The organism is Pseudomonas sp. LB3P25 (genome assembly GCF_054897985.1).
In genome coordinates, this window is the sequence record NZ_CM142711.1 from 3,159,383 (window position 1) to 3,178,625 (window position 19,243).

Here is a 19,243-nt window from a genome sequence, read left to right on the forward strand (position 1 = left end):
TTACGCCTGCAGAACGGGGAGCTGATGAGGGTTGGCGTCAGGCTTTTCCCCGCTGGAAAAACCCTTCGCCAACACCGCTCTGAAGGAACGACTGTGCTCGTGACGCTTTGAAAACAGCTTCTAACGGACATTGGCGCCTTAAAAGGCTGGCTGATTCTACGGCAAAAAAAATATAAACGTAAGTTAGCCCCTCAAGATTGAGGGGTGATGAATGTTAGACAAAGGGCTAACATGCCGACCTGTTCTGCTTTCCCGTGCTTTCCCAACCTATGCCCAATCAGACCATCAAGACCCCCTGCGTCGGCCTTTGCTCCACTGTTTACGGTGATTTGGTGTGCCGTGGCTGCAAGCGTTTCCACCATGAAGTAATCAACTGGAATGGTTACAACGAGGAAGAAAAGCGCGCGGTGTGGCTGCGTCTTGAGCTGCTGCTGTCCCAGGTGATGGCCAGCAAGCTGGAAGTGTTCGATCCCCAGCGCCTGCGTCTGCAGCTGGAGCAGCGCAAGATCCGCTTTGTGCCGCATCAGTCGGAATACTGCTGGGCTTATCAGCTGATCGCCCGGGGCGCGCGGGTCATCAACAACCTGGAAGCGTATGGCATGGTGTTAATGCCGGAGTTTCGCGACTGGAACCTGCCGGAGCTGCGGGACGCCATTGATCGGGAGTTCTTTTTGCTGTCCGAGGCGCATTACCAGCGCTACATTGCGCCGGGCTTCCTCAAGGACGCCTTCGGCGGTTAAAAGCTTCGCGAGCAGGCTCGCTCCCACAGTTGGAATGCAATCCCATGTGGGAGCGAGCCTGCTCGCGAAGTCAATCTGACTGGCGCCGCAACCCTCAATGCTGGGTCACGATCTCCTCCAGATGGTCCATGATCGTATCTGGCTTCAGCACCAGCACATCGCTCTCCACCGCATCCAGCACCACCTCCGCCGTATTCCCGATCAACGCGCCTGACAACCCCGACCGCGCCACGGTACCGATTACCGTCACCGCCGCCTGCAGCTTGTGGACCATGAACGGAATCAACACATCCGCCGGACCTTCCTCGATATGCAGGTGCTCGTCATCAATGTCGAACTCGGCCTGAAACGATTTGCACTGTTCGCGATAGCGCGCCTCGATGGTTTCGCTGAGCTGCAACGTCGGATCGGCGGACGACAGCATCGGCGACGGATGGGCACTGACCACGTGCAAATGGGCCTTGGCCAGGCTGGCGATGTCATAGCCGTGATCGATGATGGCGGCGTGCAGCGTACGGTGTTCGGCGTCGGTATTACCGACATCGATCGCCGCAAGAATGACCCCGCCCGCCCACGGTTTCGAGGTTTTGACCAGCAGCACCGGCGTCGGGCAGAAACGCAGCAGTTTCCAGTCCGCCGGGGTCAGCAGGGCTTTTTTCAGCGGACTGTCGGGGTAATGCTGTTTGACCACCAGTCCGCAGCCTTCAGCCTGCTGCACATCGACAATGGTTTCGTGCAGGCTTTCGTTCCAGGCCTGCTCTGTGGTGACACTGTAGCCGTCCTCGATCAGCGCGGCCTTGAGCACGCCCAACATGCCGCTGTGGTCATGCTTGCGGTCGCAGACCAGCAGATGCAGATGAGCCTGGGTCACGCCGGCAATCAGTTTGGCCCGTTTGAGCGCCAGACTTTCCGAGTGTTCAGGTTCGAGGACCACCAGAATGCTGCGAATGGCTTGCATGATCGGGATCTCCATGAAGTAAAAAATACTGCGTTGGACAACTATAGTTGCTGGCCGGCCATTCGGGACTTGATGTATATCAACGGTCGCGGCTGGTGGTCTGCCGGCAGGCCGGTATAATCGGCGCCCTTCGCCGAGTCCATTGTCCGTGAGCCCCATGCTACTGAAGCCCGAAATCGTCGCCGTCCTGCTGGAAGTGAACGCATGATCCTTCCCGAAATTCACGAGTTCCTCGGCTGTCGCACCCCCGATGGCTGGGTTCAGGCCGCGCTGGCTGATCAGGAAACCCTGCTGATCGATCACAAGAACTGCGAATTCAAGGCCGCCAGTACCGCGTTGAGCCTGATTGCCAAGTATCACTCCCACGTCGATCTGATCAACCTGATGTCGCGTCTGGCCCGGGAAGAGCTGGTGCACCACGAACAGGTCATGCGCCTGATGAAAAAGCGCAAGATCGAGCTGCGTCAGCTGTCCGCCGGGCGCTATGCCTCGGGCCTGCGCAAAGTGGTGCGCAGCCACGAGCCGGTCAAACTGGTGGACACCCTGGTGGTCGGCGCCTTTATCGAAGCCCGCAGCTGTGAGCGTTTCGAGGCGCTGGTGCCGCATCTGGACGAAGAACTGGGCAAGTTCTACTTCGGCCTGCTGAAAAGCGAGGCCCGGCATTTCCAGGGTTACCTGAAACTGGCCTACCAGTACGGTGACGCCAAGGACATCGCCCATGTGATCGACAAAGTCCGCGCCGCCGAGCAGGAGCTGATCGAATCACCGGACGTGGAATTTCGTTTCCACAGCGGTGTGCCAGTACGGGCTTAACGGCTCAAACCCAGGCGCTCATGCCACTCGGCGATGGATTCTTCGGGATAGACGTCGAACTGCTGATCCCCTGGATGTGCATCGACTTCCACCCACGGCGCCTTGGAACCGAGCATCAAGTGCGTGTACTCCGGTGGCACCGGCAGCGGAGTATCGATGGCAGAGGCAAACGGGTGAATCAGCTCCGGCCATTCGGGGCTGAACAGCCACAAGCCTGAACCACAGAGAGAACAGAAATGCCGCTCGGCGGTGCTGCTGTGGGCGCGTTTATCGCCTTCTTCTTTGAATCGTGCGTGATAAATCGCGATGTGTTTGCGGCCGCGAACCTTCAGGCTCTCGGCACCGCCGCCCAGGTTGATCGCATACCCGCCACCGCCCTGAGTCTTGCGGCAGATCGAGCAGTAGCAACGCTGATACGGATAGGGGTGGGCGCTGGTCAAACTGAACGACACTGCGCCGCAATGGCAGGAACCTTCGAGCTGCATGGGAACCTCCGACGAGACATGGGTTTACCCAAAACAGCCTAGACCTTCAGCACCCCTCGACCGGTACGAGAATCGCATCGCCGGTCCACATGCACCGGGTTTGGGGGGACGTCATGGTGGATAAGGGCGGGTGATGGGGCGTTGGATTTGTGGTGAATGTGCCGCCGCCATCGTCGGATCGCCGCCCGGACCAAGCTCGGCTCCTACAGGGGATCGTTGCCCCTTGTTGGAGCCGGGCTTGCTCGCGATGAACGATAACGCGGTCTACTTGCCAGTCATCCGCCACAAATACCAGGAAGCCACCGTCCGGTATGGACTCCACGCCAACCCGATCTCAATCATCTGCTTGCGATTGGGCTGCACCTCCAACCCCTTGAGCCGCCGATACCCCTCACGCACGCCAAAATCATCGGCCGGTAAAATATCCGGCCGTTCCAGGCTGTAAATCAGCAACATCTCAACCGTCCAGCGCCCAACTCCACGCAGGGTGATCAGGCGCTCAATCAACGCCTCATCCTCCATGGCCAGTGCCGTGGCGTAATCCGGCACCACACCGTCCAGCGCCGCTTGGGCAATGCCCTGAATGGTCGCGATCTTGCTGGCGGAAAATCCGCAACTGCGCAGTTGATCGAACTCAGTCGCGACGATCTGTTCAGGCTTCGGAAACGCGCCCGTCCCAAACAACGCCAGCAACCGACCGACAATCGCATCCCCGGCCTTTGCATGCAGTTGCTGGTAGGCAATCGCCCGCACCAGCGACTCATAAGGATCGCGAGCCGCATGGGGCTGATGCAGGCAAGGACCGATGGCGGCGATGTGGCGACGCCAATCTTCGTCGATGGACGATAGAAACTCGGTGGCGGGCAGATAGGCGTCGGGCATGGGGTCAAGCTTTCCCGGACGGCGCCAACAGGGCGTTCACTTCGCCATAGGTGAAGGCCTTCAGATCACGGCTGTCGAGTGTCCCTGTTTCCAGAAAGCTCTTGGTCAGTGCGCTCATGGCGCCGTACAGAAACTCGGCGATGCGTGAACCTGCGCTCAAACGGCGTACGCCGAGGGCCTTCAACGCTTCCGGCGACGGCAGACCCGGTAGGCCGAGAACGTTGACTGGCAGTGTGGTGCCCTGGCACAGCGCAGCGATTTCGTACTCTGCCGTGACGCCAGCCGCGAACAACCCATCGGCACCGGCCGCCTGATACAACGCGGCGCGCTTGAGCGTCTCGGCCACGCGGTCTTCGGCGGGCACCAGGCTCTTGAGGTACACATCGGTGCGGGCGTTGATGAACAGCTTCACATTTCGGCGGCTGGCAACCTGCCGAGCGATTTCAATCTTGCGCACCAGTATTTCGGGCGCGGAGGCACCGTCCTCGATATTGATCCCGACGGCCCCGGCGGCAATCACCGCCTCGATGAGGTCGCCCACCCGCGTCAGGTCATCGGAATAACCGGCCTCGATGTCCACGGTCAACGGCACCGAGATCACCCGGGCGATGGACTCGACCGTTGATATCAGACGCTCAAGGGGCAGGGCATTGCCATCCGGATAACCGTGAGCCCAGGCCACCGCCGCGCTGCTGGTGGCAACGGCTTTGCAGCCCAGTTGCTCCACGATTCGCGCGCCGGTGGCATCGGCGACGTTGGTAAGAATCAGCAGGCCATCCTGGTGCAACTGGTGAAATTGGTTGTCGAGCGTGTCCATCGAATGTCCTTCCTTATGACTTTTTGAGAAACCTGCAAGTCATCAGAATGCGAGTGGTTGCGTGATCTGCACCGCCGCTTTTTCCAGCCTGAGCAAGAACGCCTTGCGCGGTTGTCCTCCACCATAGCCGGTCAGCGAGCCGTCCGCGCCGATCACCCGGTGACAGGGCACAACAATCGAAAGACGGTTATGCCCGTTGGCCAGGCCCACGGCGCGACTGGCGCCGGGTTTGCCCAATAGCGCCGCGATGGCGCCGTAGGTGCTGGTCTGGCCGTACGGGATCTTCGCCAGTTCGGCCCAGACCTGTCGGGCGAAATCACTGCCCGGCAAGTGTAGTGCAACGTTGAAGTCAGTGAGTTTGCCGGCGAAATACTGCGTCAGCTCGGCTTCAATCTGCTGCAAATGCGCGTTATGTCCTGGCGCGACCGCATAGCCGTATCGATTCTGCAACGCTTCGACTTCCTTGGTCAGCGCTGGCCGATCAAGAAACTCGAGCAGTACCAGCCCGCGTCGTTCGGCCATGGCAATCATTGGCCCCAGCGGTGTGGTCAGGCGAGTGAACAGCAGCGGCTCGCTGTTGGCGGCGCGACCCGGTGTGATGTGGAAGGACTTTTGAAACGCATCGCGAAACCCGCTCAGGGACTCGTAACCCGAGTCAAACGCCGCGTTGTCGATGGAATCGCCCTGTTTGATCCCGCCCAACGCCATGCCGAGGCGTCGGGTGCGCAGCCAGGCGTGAAAGGTCATGCCGAAATGCTGCTTGAACCAGCGGCGCAGCTTCAGCGGTTCGATGCCTTCGGCCAGCAACTGGGCATCGGTCCAGCGCTGCTCGGAGTCGGCGTCCACCGATTTGAGCAGCTTCTGCACCCAGTCCGGTGCAATGGCCGCCGCGTCCAGAGGCTTGCAGCGCAGGCAAGCGCGGTAGCCGGCCGACATGCACTCATCGGCATGGGCGAAGAACTCGACGTTCTCCGGCTTCGGTTTGCGCGCCGTGCAACTGGGGCGACAGAAGATGCCGGTGGTTTTGACCGCGGTAAAGAACACCCCCTCGTAGGCGGTGTCTCGTTCGAGCATGGCGCGAACCATCTCGGCGTGGGGCGGAAGCAAAGCGTTTTGTAGGTTCATGGAATGAGCATAAGACGCGTCGCCCAACGCCTCCACCGGAAAATCGACAGAGAATTTATGTTGTTCATCATTGATGGTTAACCAATGTGGGAGCGAGCCTTTGTGGTGAGGGGATTTATCCCCGTTCGGCTGCGTAGCAGACGTCAGCTCATGAATGCGATTTGGGGCCGCTTCGCGACCCAACGGGGATAAATCCCCTCGCCACAAAGGCTCGCTCCCACATTCAGGCCCGTCGCGCCATCAGCAACACCGAAGCCGCCGCTGACAACAATCCCGCGCAGCAACGATTGAATAGCCGCTTGCCCCGGGGCTCGGCGAACCAGCGGCGCATGTGCAGGCCCATGTAGGCGTAGGCGCCGATGGCGATCCATTCCAGTACCAGGAACAACGCGCCCAACACGGCGAATTGCGGCGATACGGCGTGGGTCGAGTCAACGAACTGGGGCAGGAACGCGGTGAAGATCAGGATCGCTTTCGGATTGCCGGCCGCCACCAGAAACTCCTGCCGCGCCAACGCCAGCATCCCCACCGGCGCGCCCGCCACCACGTTTTCCGCCCCGGGATCCGCGCGCCACAATTGCCAGGCGAGGTAAAGCAGATACGCCGCCCCCACAATCTTGATCCCGTAGAACAACAACTCCGACGTTTGCAGCACCACCGCCAGCCCCGCCGACGCGAGGGCGATCATGCCGGCGAACGCGAGCAGTCGACCGATCCCGGCGACACAGGCGGTGCGATAGCCGTAGCGGGTCGAGTTGCTGACCGACAACAAGTTGTTCGGCCCGGGTGCCATGTTCAGGGCGAAGCAGGCGGGAAGAAACAGGGTGAGGGTGGCGAGGTCCATGACGGGGCTCCAAAAGCAGGAGCGGTATTTTTATCACAGGCGTTGGGTGGCTTGACCCATACAGTGGTGGACGTCGGTCGCGGTACAGCTGAGGGGTATTTTGTTCAATACAGTCATCAGGTCGCTCTTTACCTTGAGGCCTCGTTCAACTGAAGTGAAGAGGGTCTGTGATGAGTCTGATGATCTCCATGGCGGCATTTGCATTGGTCGCCTCGATAACGCCGGGGCCAGTGAACATCGTGGCGTTGAGTTCCGGCGCGCAATTTGGTTTTCGCGCCAGTCAACGGCATGTGGCCGGGGCAACGCTGGGTTTCGTTGTGTTGTTGGTGTTGATGGGATTAGGGCTGCATGAAGTGTTGCAGCGATGGCCAGCGCTGACGCAGGTGGTGCAATGGGCGGGAGTGGCGTTTCTGTTGTACATGGCCTTCAAGTTGGCCGCCGACAATGGGCATCTGGATGCGAAGGAGTCAGGCCGCGCGCCGTCGATGCTGTATGGCGCGGTCATGCAGTGGCTCAACCCGAAAGCGTGGCTGGCTTGTGTGGCCGGCATGGGCGCTTTTGTGGCAGATGGCGAGGCGCGGCTGGTCTGGCAGTTTGCCGCGGTGTATCTGGTGATTTGCTACTTGTCCGTCGGCTGCTGGGCCTATGCCGGGACGTTTTTGCGCGGCTATCTGAGTAACCCGGCGGGCATGCGCCTGTTCAATCGGAGCATGGCGTTGCTGCTGGCGGTGAGCGCGGCGTACCTGTTGTTTTAACCGCGATACTGCCCCGGTGTCGCCGCCAGATGCTGTTTGAAGGCACGCTGAAAATGCGCCTGATCGGCAAACCCGGCTTCGAGCGCCACATCGGCGATCAATTTGCCGCTGCGCAGTTGATCGCGGGCGAACTGGATGCGCCGGTTGACCAGAAAGGCGTGGGGCGTCATGCCGTAATGCTGCTTGAACGCACGGATCAGGTAGGACGGCGATAGCTGAGCCGCCTCGCAAATGTCTTCGAGCTTGAGCAGTTGCGTGCAGTTGTCGCGGATGTAGTCGGCCGCCCGCTCCAGTTTGAAATTGGGCTCGCGCAGCGGTTGATCGATCGGGTTGAGCCGCTGCTGCACGTCGGTGAAAAACTCCACGGCCGCGCTTTGCTTGCGCAGCACGTCTTGCTGCGCATCGACCAGCACGTCGTACAAACCTTTCAGGCCGGCAAACAGGTCGCTGTCGTGAGTGTGGGTGATGGAAAACCGGCGAAACGCCAAGTCTTGGCTGAAGCCGAGCTGGTGCTGCAAATCGGTCAGCCAGGGTGTCTCGACGTACAGCATCAGGTACGACCACGGCTGGTCATCGATGGGATTGCAGGCGTGGACATCACCGGGATTCATCAGCACCACGGTGCCGGCACTGACCTGAAATTCCGATTGCTCGTGGAGGTAGGTACTGCGCCCGGCCGTGATCGCACCGATGGAAAAGTGCTCGTGAGAATGCCGGGTGTAACAGACCTCGCGGCCGTCGGCGATGGAACGGGCTTCGATGAAGGGCAGGGCGTCGTCGCGCCAGAAGCGCGGGGCTTTGTCAGCGTCTTTGGCAACGGCGGGTTTCATGGTCAGCGTCCTCGGCAGGTCAGCGTCGAAGTGTATTAGCTCTCGCCGTCAAAGGCTCGTTGCAGCGCTGCGATGTCGAGTTTTTTCATCTGCAACATCGCCGTCATGGCGCGTTGGGATTTTGCCGTGTCCGGGTCTTTCATCATGTCCATCAGGGCCACCGGTACGATCTGCCAGGACACGCCGAATTTGTCCTTGAGCCAGCCGCATTGCTGGGCCTCGATGGGGCCGCCCGCGGACAGGCGCCCCCAGAAATGGTCGACTTCTTCCTGAGTATGGCAATTGACCTGAAATGAAACCGCTTCATTGAACGTGAAAACGGGACCACCGTTGAGGCCGGTAAAACTCTGCCCGTCCAGTTCGAAACTGACCGTCATCACCGAGCCTTCGGGCCTGCCGTGGATCTCCTGACCGGCCTTGCCGTAGTGGGTAGTGGCGGTGATTTTCGAATGATCGAAGATTGCACAGTAGAACTTCGCGGCCTCCTCGGCGTGATCGTCGAACCACAGGCAGGGCGTGAGTTTTTGAACACGGTGCATGGCGTAGCTCCTCTACGGATTGTTCAGGCTGGACTTTCAGCGTAGTCAGCCTCGGGTCGTCTGGCCGTACCGTAGATCGACAAGTTGAAAGAGTTTCCTTTCGACGGAATCAACGATGTCGGCATGACCCGATAGCCGCTAGACTTGCCGACCTGGTTTGCCGCAAGGACGCTCTGCATCATGGTTGCCTCTCGTTTATTGGCTGTTTCCTGTCTGCTGGTTGCCGCTGCCGTAAGCGCCGAACCGCTGACGTATCACCTCACGGACCCTGCGCAGAAATACGTCATCGACGTGCTGTTTGCGCAGCCGCCCACCCAGACTTTCGACGGCGCTCCTGCGCTGATTACGTTGCGCGAAAGGGCCGGCGGGCAGGTGCTGCAGCGCATCGAGTCCGCCGAAGCGTTCGCCCTGTTCAAGCCAGGTCGCAAAGCTTCGGAGTTCGACCGGAACCTGGCGTATGCCGATCAAAGCCTGCTGTTGTTCGGCGATTTCAATTTCGACGGACAGCAAGATCTTGCCGTACGCAATGGCAATGATGCGGGCTATGGCGGTCCTTCCTACGACATCTATCTGTTCGATCCCGAGAGCCCGACGCTCGTGTTGAGCACGTCCTTTTCCGCGCTGACCCGTGACGCAAATCTGGGCATGTTCGAGATCGACCCGGTCACCAAGCGCCTGCATACCCAGTCCAAAAGCGGTTGCTGCTGGCGCCAGAGCGCGACCTGGCAAATACAGGACAACCGCCCTGTGAAGGTGGCCGAGAAAACAGAGGTGGTGCAAAAGCCGTCGGAAGCCAACCCGTTCATGCCTTCTGGCTATGTGGACGTTACCGATCGTGAACTGAAGTCAGGTCAGTGGGCGGAGCGTCGTCGCCTCGAGGGTCCCGTGGGTAAAGCACCCGTCATGTTGCGCGGTACCCTCGATGACAAGATCCCCGTTGAGCTTTGGTGGCAACTTCAGGGTGATGTCTATGTTGGCGAAGTTCGCTACAGCAAGACCGGCAGCGGTCAACCGATCCGGCTGGTGGGCAATACCTACGAAGATGGTGGAATCGTTCTGCGTGAGCTGGACGACGATGGTCAGATGATCGGCAACTGGTTCGTCGAAGGCACGCCGAACGAGCAGGGCAGCCAGACCGGCACGTGGATCAACGGTTCCCGTCAATTAAGCATCAATGTGCGGCCGACCGCGTTCAAGGTCGCCGCGCAAAAGCTTGAGCGGGTTGCTGACAGTCAACGTGAAGGGCGCTACCTCGTGAGCAATGTCCAGGATCAGCGTGTCGGCGAGTTGACCGTCAAAGTATTACCGGGGACCGACAACGGCCCCGAGGTGGCGGACATCAACCTGAGCATTTTTCAGCTCAAGGATCCGCCCGTTGAAGTCCATCATCAATATCCATTGCTCGCCGGCAACCTCGTCATCGCGCTGGACCCCGAGGGCGATCCGCTCTTTCGCCTGCAGTTGCTCAATGGCGCCGCAGAAGTGACCGGTTTCGGCGAGTATCAGAAGTACAGCGCGGCTTACGTGAAACAGCCCTGATGTAGTCGTAATGACTTTTCATAGGGTCGATGTCGATGCATGCGATGACCATCATCGGGCCGACCTTGCTCAAAATCGGCTATGTGATGCGTCTGCTGGCGCAACATCGGCTGGGAAAAAATCTGGTTGGCGCTGTGGCCTGACGGCGAAGGTTCAGCGACGGCCCAGGCCTAATGTCGATCAGTTAAGCCAAAACGCGATACGTAGCAGCTGGCGAAGCCTGCGTTCGGCTGCGAAGCAGTCGTAAAACCTGCGTTTGCGGTCTTCCTGAAACACCGCATCGTCTTATTTCACGACTGCTTCGCAGCCGAACGCAGGCTTCGCCAGCTGCTACAAGGTTTGCGTTGCGGCTGAAATGGCTTAACTGATCGGCATTAACGGCCCAGCCCTCCTTTTTCGGCGATCCACCGGGTGGCCAAATCGATAAAGGCCCGCAGTTTCGGCTGTGTCTGGGTGCGACTGGGAAAGTACAGGTATAACGCCGAGCTGAGTGGCACAAAGGGCTGCAGCACCCGTTCCAGCCGCCCATCCGCCAACTCGTCGGCAATCTCCAGATCACAGGCATACGCCAGGCCCGAACCGCTGCGAGCAGCCGCCACTAACAGCCTGCGGTCATTGACGATCACGCCGCCCTCGACGCCCACGGTGAAGTCCCGACCCTCGCGGCGAAACTCCCAGCGGTGCGCGCTGCCTGAGGTCGAGAAGCGAAAGCCGATGCATTCATGCCGGGTCAGGTCTTCCGGGATGAGCGGTTTGCCAGCCTTGGCGAAGTATGCCGGGGAGCCCACCACCGACCATTGCAGGTCAGGTGTGAGGCGCACCGCGATCATGTCTTTTTCAATCGACTCTCCCAGACGAATCCCGGCATCGAAGCCGCCGGCCATCAGGTCAACCGTGGCATCGTCCAGGGAAATATCGAGGGTGACTTGCGGATAGGCCTGCCGGAACAGCGGAATCAGCGGTTCCATCAACAGGGTGCCGGACAATCGCGGTACGGTGAGTCGCAACGTGCCCATGGGCTGATCACGGAAACCGCTGAGCACCGCCAGGGCTTCATCGATTTCACTTGCCGCCGGGCGCAAACGAGTAAACAGACTGGCGCCGGCTTCGGTCAGCGCTACGCGGCGAGTGGTGCGTTGGAACAGCAGCACGCCGGTGCGCCGTTCCAGCAGTTTGATCGCATGGCTGACGGCGGTGGGTGTAACGGCTAGCCGAGTCGCGGCCAGGGTGAAGCTTTTGTGCTCGGCGACCGCAAGAAACTCGGTCAAGCCGTCGAAAGGGTCGTGATTCATACAGGCGCCATTATGAAAGAGCGTTTCATAGTGCTTGTAACACGAGGGCTTTTTTCCGACCAATGTTCCTGCGTACCTTGTGCTTACCCCAACGGCCTACAAGGATTCGCGATCATGACCACTTCCCAAAACTTCAAGCGTGTATGGCTCATCACCGGCGCTTCTCGCGGCATCGGCGCCAAGATCGCTGCCGCCGCGCTGGCCAATGGCGACGCCGTGGTAGCCACTGCCCGTGACGCCAGCAGCATCACCCAGCGTTTTGGCGAGCAGCCAGGCTTGCTGGCAGCCACCCTTGATGTGACCCACGAAGCTCAGGGCGCTGCGGTGGCCAACGCCGCCATTGAACACTTCGGGCGCATCGACGTGCTGGTCAACAACGCCGGTTTCGGTTTGCTCGGCGCGGTGGAAGAGGCCAGCGCCGACGAAGTGCGGCGCGTGTACGAAACCAACGTCTTCGGCTTGCTGAATGTCACTCGCGCCGTCCTGCCGCACATGCGTGCCGCTCGCAGTGGCCATGTGATCAACATCTCTTCGGTGGGCGGTTATCAGTCGGCACCGGGTTACGGTGTGTACTGCTCGACCAAGTTTGCCGTCGAAGCATTGAGCGAAGCCTTGCACGGCGAGCTGGCGCCGCTGGGCGTCAAGGTCACCGTGGTCGAGCCGGGTTACTTCCGCACCGACTTCCTCGACAGCAACTCTCTGGTCGAGTCCCCTGAAACAATTGTCGACTACGCGTCGACCTCCGGTGAAATGCGTAAAGTGGCCAAAGCCGTCAATCAGCAACAGCCAGGCGACCCGGAAAAACTCGCTCAGGCGATGATCATCCTGGTCGAGGCCGAGCAACCACCGCTGCGCCTGCCGCTGGGCACGGACTCGGTGACTTACATCGAAGCCAAGAACGCCTTCGTCACCGGCGAGCTGAACGCCTGGCGCGAGCTGTCGGTGTCCACCGACTTCTAAGCCCCCACCCGCTCTATGTAGCAGCTGCCGAGCCCGCGAGGCTGTGGCGAGGGGATTTATCCCCGTTCGGCGGCGAAGCCGTCGTAATCCATTGGACGCGGTGTGGCTGGAAAAACAGGGGCCGCTTCGCAGCCCAACGGGGATAAATCCCCTCACCACACCTCGCAGGCTCGGCAGCTGCTACACAGAGCGAGCTGCTTCAGTCTTCTTTGTGTGACCGGTGGTCGATGAACCCGTCTCGCCCGGCAAATTGCGCTTAGCTGAAAGGATAACGCCGCCCCTGTAGGAGCCGAGCTTGCTCGCGATGGCGTCAGGTCTGACACACCGCGTTATCGTTCATCGCGAGCAAGCTCGGCTCCTACAAGGGGCCCGGAGAGAGCCCCTTCAGAACACCGTGAGTCTGAGGAAATTCGCAATGCTGACCCTCAACATCAATGGCAAGGACCAGGCGCTGGATGTCCCCGCAGACATGCCGCTCCTGTGGGTCCTGCGCGATGTCGCGCACCTGACCGGCACCAAATTCGGTTGTGGCATCGCCCAGTGTGGCGCCTGCACCGTGCACGTCGACGGCGCGCCACTGCGTTCCTGCATCACGCCCGCCACAGCCGTGGCCCACGGGCAGAAAATTCTAACCATCGAAGGCCTGTCCACTGACGGTTCGCACCCGGTGCAACAAGCCTGGGCCGAACTCGATGTGGTGCAGTGCGGTTACTGCCAGTCCGGGCAGATCATGTCGGCCGCCGCGTTGCTGGCGAAAATTCCCAAGCCCACCGACAGCGACATCGATCAGGCGCTGTCCGGCAACATCTGCCGCTGCGGCACCTACCCAAGGATCCGCGCAGCGGTCAAACGCGCCGCCGAGATCGGTTGATGCCACGTTGACGGGAGTCCGAACAATGAACAGCCTCAATCCTCTGTCACGCCGCGGTTTCCTCAAGGGCAGCGCGGTGCTGGGCGGTGGTCTGGTGGTGGCGTTTGTCATCCCCGGTGGCCATCGCTTCGCCATCGGCGCCGAGAATCAAGGCAATGTTTTCGCGCCCAATGCTTTTTTGCGGATTGGCAATGACAACAGCGTCACCATGCTGCTCGGCCATTCGGAAATGGGCCAGGGCATCTGGACCGGCCTGACCATGTTGATCGCCGAAGAACTGGACGCCGATTGGTCGAAGATCCGTGTCGAACATGCACCGGCTTCGGCCGCCGAGTATGGCCTGGCCGGGTTTGGCGGGATGCAAATTACCGGTGGGTCGACCTCGACCTGGATGGAGTTCGACCGCTACCGTCAGGCCGGTGCAGCGGCGCGTTTGATGTTGATCGACGCGGCGGCCAAACGCTTCAACGTCGCGCCCTCCGGGATTCGCACCGAGTCGGGCGTGGTGATTGCCGGCGACCAACGCGCCACCTACGGCGAACTGGCCGATGACGCCGGCAAGCTGCCGGTGCCGGATCCGGCGTCGATCAAGCTCAAGGAGTCCAAGGACTGGAAAATCATCGGCAAACCGACCAAGCGCCTGGACACCCCGGAAAAAATCACCGGCCGCGCCAAGTTCGGCATGGACGTGCAGTTCGACGGCCTGATGACCGCCATGGTCGCGCGCTCGCCGGTGTTCGGTGGCAGCGTAAAATCCTTCGAAGGCGCCGAAGCGCTGGCGATCCCGGGCGTGCACAAAGTGGTGCAGGTGCCCACCGGGGTGGCGGTGATTGCCGATCATTACTGGGCGGCGAAGCTGGGGCGCGATGCGTTGAAGATTGATTGGGATCTGGGGCCAAACACCGGGCTCGACAGTCAGGTGCTGCTGGAAAGCTTCCGCAAACTCGCCGCCACTCCTGGCGCTTCGGCCAGTCAGGCCGGTGATGTCGCGGCGGGTCTGGGTAAAGCGGCGAAGACCATCGATGTGGAGTACAGCGTGCCGTACCTGGCCCACGCGCCGATGGAGCCGCTCAATTGCACGGTGAAAATCACCCAGGACAAATGCGAAATCTGGACCGGCACCCAGTTCCAGACCCTGGATCAAATGGTCGCCGGGAAAATCACCGGGCTCAAACCTGAACAGGTGGAGATTCACACCGAGTTTCTGGGCGGCGGTTTCGGTCGCCGGGCCAATCCGACCTCGGACTTTGTCGCTGAAGCCGTGGAAGTCGCCAAGGCAGCGGGCGCGCCGGTGAAAACCGTCTGGTCCCGGGAGGACGACATTCGCGGCGGGTACTACCGCTCGGCATTCCTCCACCAGGCCCGCATCGGCCTCGATGCCGGCGGATTGCCGATCGCCTGGAAGCATGTGATGGTCGGGCAGTCGATCATGGCGGGCACGTCATTCGAGGCAACCATGGTCAAGAATGGCATCGACAAGACGTCTGTCGAAGGGGTCGCCGACAGCCCTTACCTTGAAGGGTTAGCGAATCATCAGGTTGAACTGCATTCTCCGCAAACCGGCATCCGTGTGCTCTGGCTGCGCTCGGTGGGGCACACCCACACCGCGTTCGTGATGGAGTCGCTGATCGACGAGCTGGCAGAGGCGGCCGGCAAGGATCCGGTCGAGTACCGGCGAACCTTGCTCAAGGGCCATCCACGGCATCTTGGCGTGCTGAACCTGGCTGTCGAGAAAGCCAACTGGAAGGCGCCACTGCCAGACGGCCATGCGCTGGGCGTTGCGGTGCATGAGTCTTTCGGCAGTTACGTTGCCCAGGTGGCCGAGGTGTCCCAGGACAACCTGGCGATCCGCGTACACCGGGTGGTGTGTGCGGTGGATTGCGGCATTGCGGTCAACCCGATGAGCATCGCGGCGCAAATGGAGTCGGCCATCACGTTCGGCCTCGGATTTACCTTGCACAGCAAACTGACCTTCAAGAACGGGCAGGTGGTGCAGTCCAATTACCACGATTATCAGGTGTTGCGACTCAACGAAATGCCGCTGGTCGAGGTGCATATCGTGCCCAGCAGCGACAAACCCGGCGGCATCGGCGAGGCCGGTGTGCCGCCCACGGCGCCGGCAGTGGCCAACGCGGTGTTCGCCCTGACCGGCCAACGCTTGCGGGAACTGCCGCTGCAACTGTCGGGGGTGTGAGATGAGACGACATCTGATTCTTGGCGCGGTGGTGTTGATCGGCCTGATCGGTTACGCCGAGCACCTGTTCGCTGACGATAAGGAAGCCATCAAGGCGTTCGATACGGTGCAAAAGGTCTTTCAGAGCCCGCGCTGCCAGAACTGCCATATTCCCGGCGATTCGCCGTTGCAGTTCGACGCCGGGATTCCCCACGCAATGAACGTCGTGCGGGGCATGGACGGCAAGGGCGCGGCGGGTTTGCCCTGTGCTACGTGCCACGCCGAGAGTAATCCGCCGGCCAGTTACGGCGCTCACGCACCACCGGGGGCCCCGCACTGGAGCCTGCCGCCAGCCGCGCACAAAATGGCCTGGATCGGTCTGCCGGCCGACCAGTTGTGCGCAATGATCAAGGACCGCTCCAGCAATGGCGACCGCGATTTCGCCGCGCTGATCAAGCATGTCAGCGACGATAAATTGGTGCTTTGGGGCTGGAATCCGGGTCAGGGAAGGGCGCCGGTACCGGTGCCGCACGACATTTTCGTCACCCAGTTCAAACGCTGGGCAGACGCGGGAGGGCCATGTCCGGTCGTGGGTAGTTGACCGGCGGTCCGTTAACAGGGAGTCAAACCGGGTATGGACGACTCTAAGAAATATACCCGCCAATGGAGTGACTAATGCTGACCCCAGGCAAACCGGTAAAACCAGGCGCGTGCGCCGACCCGTTGCGCACGCCACTGCAGGAGCGCGAACTGCTACGTGACCTGGCCCGCAAGGCCGAGGAGGAGCTGATGGGCGTGCAGATGGCGAGCATGGACGAGTTGACGCTGCTCTCCAACCGATACGGTTTTACAGCGCTGGCCCAACAAGGGCTGGATGCCTGCCAACAGCTGAAAAGGCCAGCGACGCTGTTGCTCTTCAATATTGATGGCTTCAAACACATCAACTATCTCTATGGTCGTGCCGAGGGCGACAATGCCCTGAAAACCTTCGCTGATGTGCTGCGCATTGCCTTTCGCGAGAGCGATGTGATCGGCCGGTTGGGCAGCGACAAATTCGTCGCGTTGCTGACCGGTTCAAGCGTTGTGGAGATTCCCGCGATCAAGGCGCGACTCGAAGAAATACTCGAAGAGCGCAATGCCACGGTCCATCGCGGTTATGACATCCGCTTCAGCATCGGACAACTCGAGTGCAACCCTCAGCTTCCCGGCTCGATCGAGGAACTACTGGCACAGGCCGATGCGTTCACTTGGCAAACAGCTGAGCCACATCCTTGAATGCCTTGAACTCAAGCGCGTTGCCGCATGGATCGAAGAGAAACATCGTGGCTTGCTCGCCCACCAATCCCTGAAAGCGAATGCCCGGTTCGATGACGAATCGGGTATCGAGGGCTTTCAACCGCTCGGCCAGAGCCTCCCATTCGTTCATCCCCAACACCACACCAAAATGCGGCACCGGAACGTCATGACCGTCAACAGCATTGGTGTGCGCGGCTTCTTGAGACGCGTTTTTCGGCGCCAGGTGAATGACCAGCTGATGGCCGAAAAAATTGAAATCGACCCAATGATCACTTGAGCGACCTTCTTCCAGGCCAAACACTTCACCATAAAAATTCCGTGCGGCGGTCAGGTCGTAGACCGGGATGGCCAGGTGAAAAGGGGAGAGTTGCATCGGATGTGCCTCGGCTGTGTGGATTCAGACTGAGTTTAGCCCTGTGCTTTTTGATTAAAAGACGATAATTTTTGCAGCGAGCTCAAATTATTTCGATCAATCGAGAACGCCATGCTGCGGGAACTGAAAACCTTTATTGCCGTGACGCGCTACGGCACTTTTGCCGCGGCCGGGATGCACATCGGCCTGACCCAGTCGGCCGTCAGCGCGCAGATTCGCAATCTGGAACAGGCCCTGGGTATTCGTTTGTTCGACCGCACCGGACGTCAGGCGTTGCTCAATGCGGCGGGGCAGCGTGCGTTGCCGATGGCCAGGGAAATGCTGGAGACCTTCAGCCGCATGGCGGTCAGCGATGATGTCAGCGAGTATCGCGGCGAGTTGAAAATAGGCGCGGTGGCCACGGCCCAGACCGGACTGCTGCCCCAGGCGTTGCTGCGACTGAGGCAACAGGCGCCGTTGCTGGAGCCGAAACTGGTACCGGGCGTGTCGCTGAACCTGTTGAGCCAGGTGGACACCGGTGAGGTGGATCTGGCGATCCTGATCAAGCCTCCGTTTGAGTTGCCCAAAGAACTGTCAGCGCAGGTCATCCGCAAGGAACCGTTTGTATTGATCGTGCCGGCAGAACTTGAAGGCGATGAGCCGTTGCAGATCCTCGCGAGCCATCCGCATGTGCGCTACGACCGCAATTCGTTCGGTGGAAGATTGGTGACGCGGTTTTTGCGCGAGCAGCAGATTGATGTGCGGGTGGCTTTGGAGCTGGATGAGCTGGAAGCCATCGTGAAGATGGTTGAATGCGGGTTAGGGGTGTCGCTGCTACCTGAGGCAGGGCTCTGGCTTGAGCATGGGGCGAAGGTTCGGATCATCCCGTTGGGTGAGCTGACGTTCTATCGGGAGATTGTGTTGTTGCAGCGTTACAGCCAGCGGACACAGCCTATTCAGCAGTTGTTTGCGCGGTGTTTGACCCAGAACGGTGGCTAAATACAAAACCCTGTAGGAGCGAGCCTGCTCGCGAAAGCGTCGTGTCAGTCGACATCAATACTGATTGATACACCGCTTTCGCGAGCAGGCTCGCTCCCACATTGGATTGCATCAGCCTTGAAATAGCAGGCACAAAAAACCCGCCTGAAGAGGCGGGTTTTTATTGGCTGACCGAAGATTACTCTTCGAGGCTGCCCATGGCCGTGGTGTTGAAACCACCGTCCACGTACATGATTTCGCCGCTGATGCCGGACGCCAGGTCCGAGCACAGGAAGGCGCCGGCATTGCCGACTTCGTCGATGGTGACGTTGCGACGCAGCGGGGTTTGCGCTTCGTTGGCGGCCAGCATCTTGCGGAAGTTCTTGATGCCGGAAGCGGCGAGGGTGCGGATCGGGCCAGCCGATACGCAGTTGACGCGGGTGCCGTCCGGGCCCAGGGAGCCGGCCAGGTAACGAACGCCAGCTTCCAGAGAAGCCTTGGCCATGCCCATCACGTTGTAGTTCGGCATGGTGCGCTCGGCGCCCAGGTACGACAGGGTCAGCAGGCTACCGTTGCGGCCTTTCATCATTTCGCGACCGGCTTTGGCCAGGGCCACGAAGCTGTAGGCGCTGATGTCGTGAGCGATGCGGAAACCTTCACGGGTGGTGGCTTCGGTGAAGTCGCCATCCAGTTGGTCGCCCGGAGCGAAACCGACGGAGTGCACGATGCAGTCCAGGCCGTCCCACTTCTTGCCCAGCTCAACGAAGACCTTGGCGATTTCTTCATCGCTGGCCACGTCGCACGGGAAGCACAGATCAGGGTTGGAACCCCAGCTTTGTGCGAACTCTTCTACACGACCCTTGAGTTTGTCGTTCTGATAAGTGAAGGCAAGCTCAGCGCCCTCGCGATGCATGGCGGCAGCGATGCCGGATGCGATGGACAGCTTGCTGGCGACACCGACGATCAGTACGCGCTTACCGGCGAGAAAACCCAT

21 protein-coding genes and 1 pseudogene are annotated in these 19,243 nt (G+C 60.3%); 11 read left to right on the plus strand and 11 right to left on the minus strand.

Going from position 1 to position 19,243, the window contains the following annotated elements; all coding sequences use genetic code 11:
• Positions 1 to 269: 269 nt before the first annotated feature.
• Positions 270 to 740 (plus strand): DUF1289 domain-containing protein, encoded by a 471-nt coding sequence (locus ACYZTW_RS14335; RefSeq protein WP_008149863.1) that lies wholly within the window; start codon positions 270 to 272, stop codon positions 738 to 740.
• 94 nt (positions 741 to 834) lie between these two features.
• Here the strand turns inward: ACYZTW_RS14335 and ACYZTW_RS14340 are convergent, their stop codons facing one another.
• A complete protein-coding gene (locus ACYZTW_RS14340; protein ID WP_462005423.1) occupies positions 835 to 1,698 on the minus strand; it encodes a universal stress protein in 864 nt (287 codons plus the stop codon).
• 204 nt (positions 1,699 to 1,902) lie between these two features.
• Between ACYZTW_RS14340 and ACYZTW_RS14345 the strand changes: the two genes are divergently transcribed.
• Positions 1,903 to 2,511 carry a MiaE family protein gene (locus tag ACYZTW_RS14345; protein WP_462005424.1) on the plus strand — a complete coding sequence of 203 codons (609 nt, stop codon included), beginning with the start codon at positions 1,903 to 1,905 and terminating at the stop codon, positions 2,509 to 2,511.
• On the opposite strand, the gene ACYZTW_RS14350 is transcribed toward ACYZTW_RS14345, so the two are convergent.
• The 5 genes from ACYZTW_RS14350 to ACYZTW_RS14370 form a co-directional block, all read right to left on the minus strand.
• Positions 2,508 to 2,996, minus strand: a complete 489-nt coding sequence (locus tag ACYZTW_RS14350) for a GFA family protein (RefSeq protein WP_462005425.1) — start codon at positions 2,994 to 2,996, stop codon at positions 2,508 to 2,510. The genes ACYZTW_RS14345 and ACYZTW_RS14350 overlap by 4 nt on opposite strands.
• 264 nt (positions 2,997 to 3,260) lie before the next feature.
• On the minus strand, positions 3,261 to 3,878 hold the full coding sequence (locus ACYZTW_RS14355) for a DNA-3-methyladenine glycosylase family protein (protein ID WP_462005426.1): 618 nt from the start codon (positions 3,876 to 3,878) through the stop codon (positions 3,261 to 3,263).
• A gap of 4 nt (positions 3,879 to 3,882) precedes the next feature.
• Positions 3,883 to 4,695: an isocitrate lyase/PEP mutase family protein gene (locus ACYZTW_RS14360; RefSeq protein WP_462005427.1), complete on the minus strand. Its 813-nt coding sequence runs from the start codon at positions 4,693 to 4,695 to the stop codon at positions 3,883 to 3,885.
• Between the two features lie 42 nt (positions 4,696 to 4,737).
• Positions 4,738 to 5,820 carry a bifunctional transcriptional activator/DNA repair enzyme AdaA gene (locus ACYZTW_RS14365; protein ID WP_462005428.1) on the minus strand — a complete coding sequence of 361 codons (1,083 nt, stop codon included), beginning with the start codon at positions 5,818 to 5,820 and terminating at the stop codon, positions 4,738 to 4,740.
• A gap of 223 nt (positions 5,821 to 6,043) precedes the next feature.
• Positions 6,044 to 6,664, minus strand: coding sequence for a LysE family translocator (locus ACYZTW_RS14370; protein WP_462005429.1), 621 nt, complete (start codon positions 6,662 to 6,664; stop codon positions 6,044 to 6,046).
• Between the two features lie 170 nt (positions 6,665 to 6,834).
• On the opposite strand from ACYZTW_RS14370, the gene ACYZTW_RS14375 reads away from it, so the two are divergent.
• Complete coding sequence (locus ACYZTW_RS14375) at positions 6,835 to 7,419, plus strand: LysE family translocator (RefSeq protein WP_462005430.1); 585 nt, start codon at positions 6,835 to 6,837, stop codon at positions 7,417 to 7,419.
• On the opposite strand, the gene ACYZTW_RS14380 is transcribed toward ACYZTW_RS14375, so the two are convergent.
• Both ACYZTW_RS14380 and ACYZTW_RS14385 read right to left on the minus strand, forming a co-directional pair.
• Positions 7,416 to 8,249, minus strand: coding sequence for an AraC family ligand binding domain-containing protein (locus tag ACYZTW_RS14380; protein ID WP_462005431.1), 834 nt, complete (start codon positions 8,247 to 8,249; stop codon positions 7,416 to 7,418). The two genes, ACYZTW_RS14375 and ACYZTW_RS14380, sit on opposite strands and share 4 nt — an antisense overlap.
• Before the next feature lie 35 nt (positions 8,250 to 8,284).
• Positions 8,285 to 8,788, minus strand: coding sequence for a VOC family protein (locus ACYZTW_RS14385; RefSeq protein ID WP_462005432.1), 504 nt, complete (start codon positions 8,786 to 8,788; stop codon positions 8,285 to 8,287).
• Positions 8,789 to 8,968: 180 nt separating this feature from the next.
• Between ACYZTW_RS14385 and ACYZTW_RS14390 the strand changes: the two genes are divergently transcribed.
• Positions 8,969 to 10,327, plus strand: coding sequence for an XAC2610-related protein (locus tag ACYZTW_RS14390; protein WP_462005433.1), 1,359 nt, complete (start codon positions 8,969 to 8,971; stop codon positions 10,325 to 10,327).
• A 29-nt stretch (positions 10,328 to 10,356) separates the two neighbouring features.
• Positions 10,357 to 10,470, plus strand: a pseudogene (locus ACYZTW_RS14395) (transmembrane sensor/regulator PpyR); the annotation flags it as partial.
• A gap of 231 nt (positions 10,471 to 10,701) precedes the next feature.
• Here the strand turns inward: ACYZTW_RS14395 and ACYZTW_RS14400 are convergent.
• Positions 10,702 to 11,619 carry a LysR family transcriptional regulator gene (locus tag ACYZTW_RS14400; RefSeq protein WP_462005434.1) on the minus strand — a complete coding sequence of 306 codons (918 nt, stop codon included), beginning with the start codon at positions 11,617 to 11,619 and terminating at the stop codon, positions 10,702 to 10,704.
• Positions 11,620 to 11,733: 114 nt separating this feature from the next.
• Here ACYZTW_RS14400 and ACYZTW_RS14405 point away from each other — a divergent pair, with 114 nt between their 5' ends.
• The 5 genes from ACYZTW_RS14405 (at position 11,734) to ACYZTW_RS14425 (ending at position 16,898) form a co-directional block, all read left to right on the plus strand.
• A complete protein-coding gene (locus tag ACYZTW_RS14405) occupies positions 11,734 to 12,579 on the plus strand; it encodes an oxidoreductase (protein WP_462005435.1) in 846 nt (281 codons plus the stop codon).
• Positions 12,580 to 12,994: 415 nt separating this feature from the next.
• Positions 12,995 to 13,450 (plus strand): (2Fe-2S)-binding protein, encoded by a 456-nt coding sequence (locus ACYZTW_RS14410; protein WP_046048854.1) that lies wholly within the window; start codon positions 12,995 to 12,997, stop codon positions 13,448 to 13,450.
• 25 nt (positions 13,451 to 13,475) lie between these two features.
• Positions 13,476 to 15,644 carry a xanthine dehydrogenase family protein molybdopterin-binding subunit gene (locus ACYZTW_RS14415; RefSeq protein WP_462005436.1) on the plus strand — a complete coding sequence of 723 codons (2,169 nt, stop codon included), beginning with the start codon at positions 13,476 to 13,478 and terminating at the stop codon, positions 15,642 to 15,644.
• A gap of 1 nt (position 15,645) precedes the next feature.
• Positions 15,646 to 16,224 (plus strand): hypothetical protein, encoded by a 579-nt coding sequence (locus ACYZTW_RS14420; RefSeq protein ID WP_462005437.1) that lies wholly within the window; start codon positions 15,646 to 15,648, stop codon positions 16,222 to 16,224.
• 74 nt (positions 16,225 to 16,298) lie between these two features.
• Positions 16,299 to 16,898, plus strand: a complete 600-nt coding sequence (locus ACYZTW_RS14425; protein WP_462005438.1) for a GGDEF domain-containing protein — start codon at positions 16,299 to 16,301, stop codon at positions 16,896 to 16,898.
• Here ACYZTW_RS14425 and ACYZTW_RS14430 read toward each other — a convergent pair.
• On the minus strand, positions 16,867 to 17,292 hold the full coding sequence (locus tag ACYZTW_RS14430; protein ID WP_201187412.1) for a VOC family protein: 426 nt from the start codon (positions 17,290 to 17,292) through the stop codon (positions 16,867 to 16,869). The genes ACYZTW_RS14425 and ACYZTW_RS14430 overlap by 32 nt on opposite strands.
• Positions 17,293 to 17,403: 111 nt before the next feature.
• Between ACYZTW_RS14430 and ACYZTW_RS14435 the strand changes: the two genes are divergently transcribed.
• On the plus strand, positions 17,404 to 18,270 hold the full coding sequence (locus ACYZTW_RS14435; RefSeq protein WP_462005439.1) for a LysR family transcriptional regulator: 867 nt from the start codon (positions 17,404 to 17,406) through the stop codon (positions 18,268 to 18,270).
• Positions 18,271 to 18,448: 178 nt separating this feature from the next.
• Here the strand turns inward: ACYZTW_RS14435 and fabI are convergent, their stop codons facing one another.
• Positions 18,449 to 19,243, minus strand: a complete 795-nt coding sequence (fabI, locus tag ACYZTW_RS14440) for an enoyl-ACP reductase FabI (RefSeq protein WP_008152082.1) — start codon at positions 19,241 to 19,243, stop codon at positions 18,449 to 18,451.

Excerpts from the sequence above, each read along its gene's own strand:
- ACYZTW_RS14335 (WP_008149863.1), top strand. The coding sequence starts at position 270 with ATGCCCAATCAGACCATCAAGACCCCCTGCGTCGGCCTTTGCTCCACT.
- ACYZTW_RS14340 (WP_462005423.1), bottom strand. The coding sequence starts at position 1,698 with ATGCAAGCCATTCGCAGCATTCTGGTGGTCCTCGAACCTGAACACTCG.
- ACYZTW_RS14345 (WP_462005424.1), top strand. The coding sequence starts at position 1,903 with ATGATCCTTCCCGAAATTCACGAGTTCCTCGGCTGTCGCACCCCCGAT.
- ACYZTW_RS14350 (WP_462005425.1), bottom strand. The coding sequence starts at position 2,996 with ATGCAGCTCGAAGGTTCCTGCCATTGCGGCGCAGTGTCGTTCAGTTTG.
- ACYZTW_RS14355 (WP_462005426.1), bottom strand. The coding sequence starts at position 3,878 with ATGCCCGACGCCTATCTGCCCGCCACCGAGTTTCTATCGTCCATCGAC.
- ACYZTW_RS14360 (WP_462005427.1), bottom strand. The coding sequence starts at position 4,695 with ATGGACACGCTCGACAACCAATTTCACCAGTTGCACCAGGATGGCCTG.
- ACYZTW_RS14365 (WP_462005428.1), bottom strand. The coding sequence starts at position 5,820 with ATGAACCTACAAAACGCTTTGCTTCCGCCCCACGCCGAGATGGTTCGC.
- ACYZTW_RS14370 (WP_462005429.1), bottom strand. The coding sequence starts at position 6,664 with ATGGACCTCGCCACCCTCACCCTGTTTCTTCCCGCCTGCTTCGCCCTG.
- ACYZTW_RS14375 (WP_462005430.1), top strand. The coding sequence starts at position 6,835 with ATGAGTCTGATGATCTCCATGGCGGCATTTGCATTGGTCGCCTCGATA.
- ACYZTW_RS14380 (WP_462005431.1), bottom strand. The coding sequence starts at position 8,249 with ATGAAACCCGCCGTTGCCAAAGACGCTGACAAAGCCCCGCGCTTCTGG.
- ACYZTW_RS14385 (WP_462005432.1), bottom strand. The coding sequence starts at position 8,788 with ATGCACCGTGTTCAAAAACTCACGCCCTGCCTGTGGTTCGACGATCAC.
- ACYZTW_RS14390 (WP_462005433.1), top strand. The coding sequence starts at position 8,969 with ATGGTTGCCTCTCGTTTATTGGCTGTTTCCTGTCTGCTGGTTGCCGCT.
- ACYZTW_RS14400 (WP_462005434.1), bottom strand. The coding sequence starts at position 11,619 with ATGAATCACGACCCTTTCGACGGCTTGACCGAGTTTCTTGCGGTCGCC.
- ACYZTW_RS14405 (WP_462005435.1), top strand. The coding sequence starts at position 11,734 with ATGACCACTTCCCAAAACTTCAAGCGTGTATGGCTCATCACCGGCGCT.
- ACYZTW_RS14410 (WP_046048854.1), top strand. The coding sequence starts at position 12,995 with ATGCTGACCCTCAACATCAATGGCAAGGACCAGGCGCTGGATGTCCCC.
- ACYZTW_RS14415 (WP_462005436.1), top strand. The coding sequence starts at position 13,476 with ATGAACAGCCTCAATCCTCTGTCACGCCGCGGTTTCCTCAAGGGCAGC.
- ACYZTW_RS14420 (WP_462005437.1), top strand. The coding sequence starts at position 15,646 with ATGAGACGACATCTGATTCTTGGCGCGGTGGTGTTGATCGGCCTGATC.
- ACYZTW_RS14425 (WP_462005438.1), top strand. The coding sequence starts at position 16,299 with ATGCTGACCCCAGGCAAACCGGTAAAACCAGGCGCGTGCGCCGACCCG.
- ACYZTW_RS14430 (WP_201187412.1), bottom strand. The coding sequence starts at position 17,292 with ATGCAACTCTCCCCTTTTCACCTGGCCATCCCGGTCTACGACCTGACC.
- ACYZTW_RS14435 (WP_462005439.1), top strand. The coding sequence starts at position 17,404 with ATGCTGCGGGAACTGAAAACCTTTATTGCCGTGACGCGCTACGGCACT.
- fabI (WP_008152082.1), bottom strand. The coding sequence starts at position 19,243 with ATGGGTTTTCTCGCCGGTAAGCGCGTACTGATCGTCGGTGTCGCCAGC.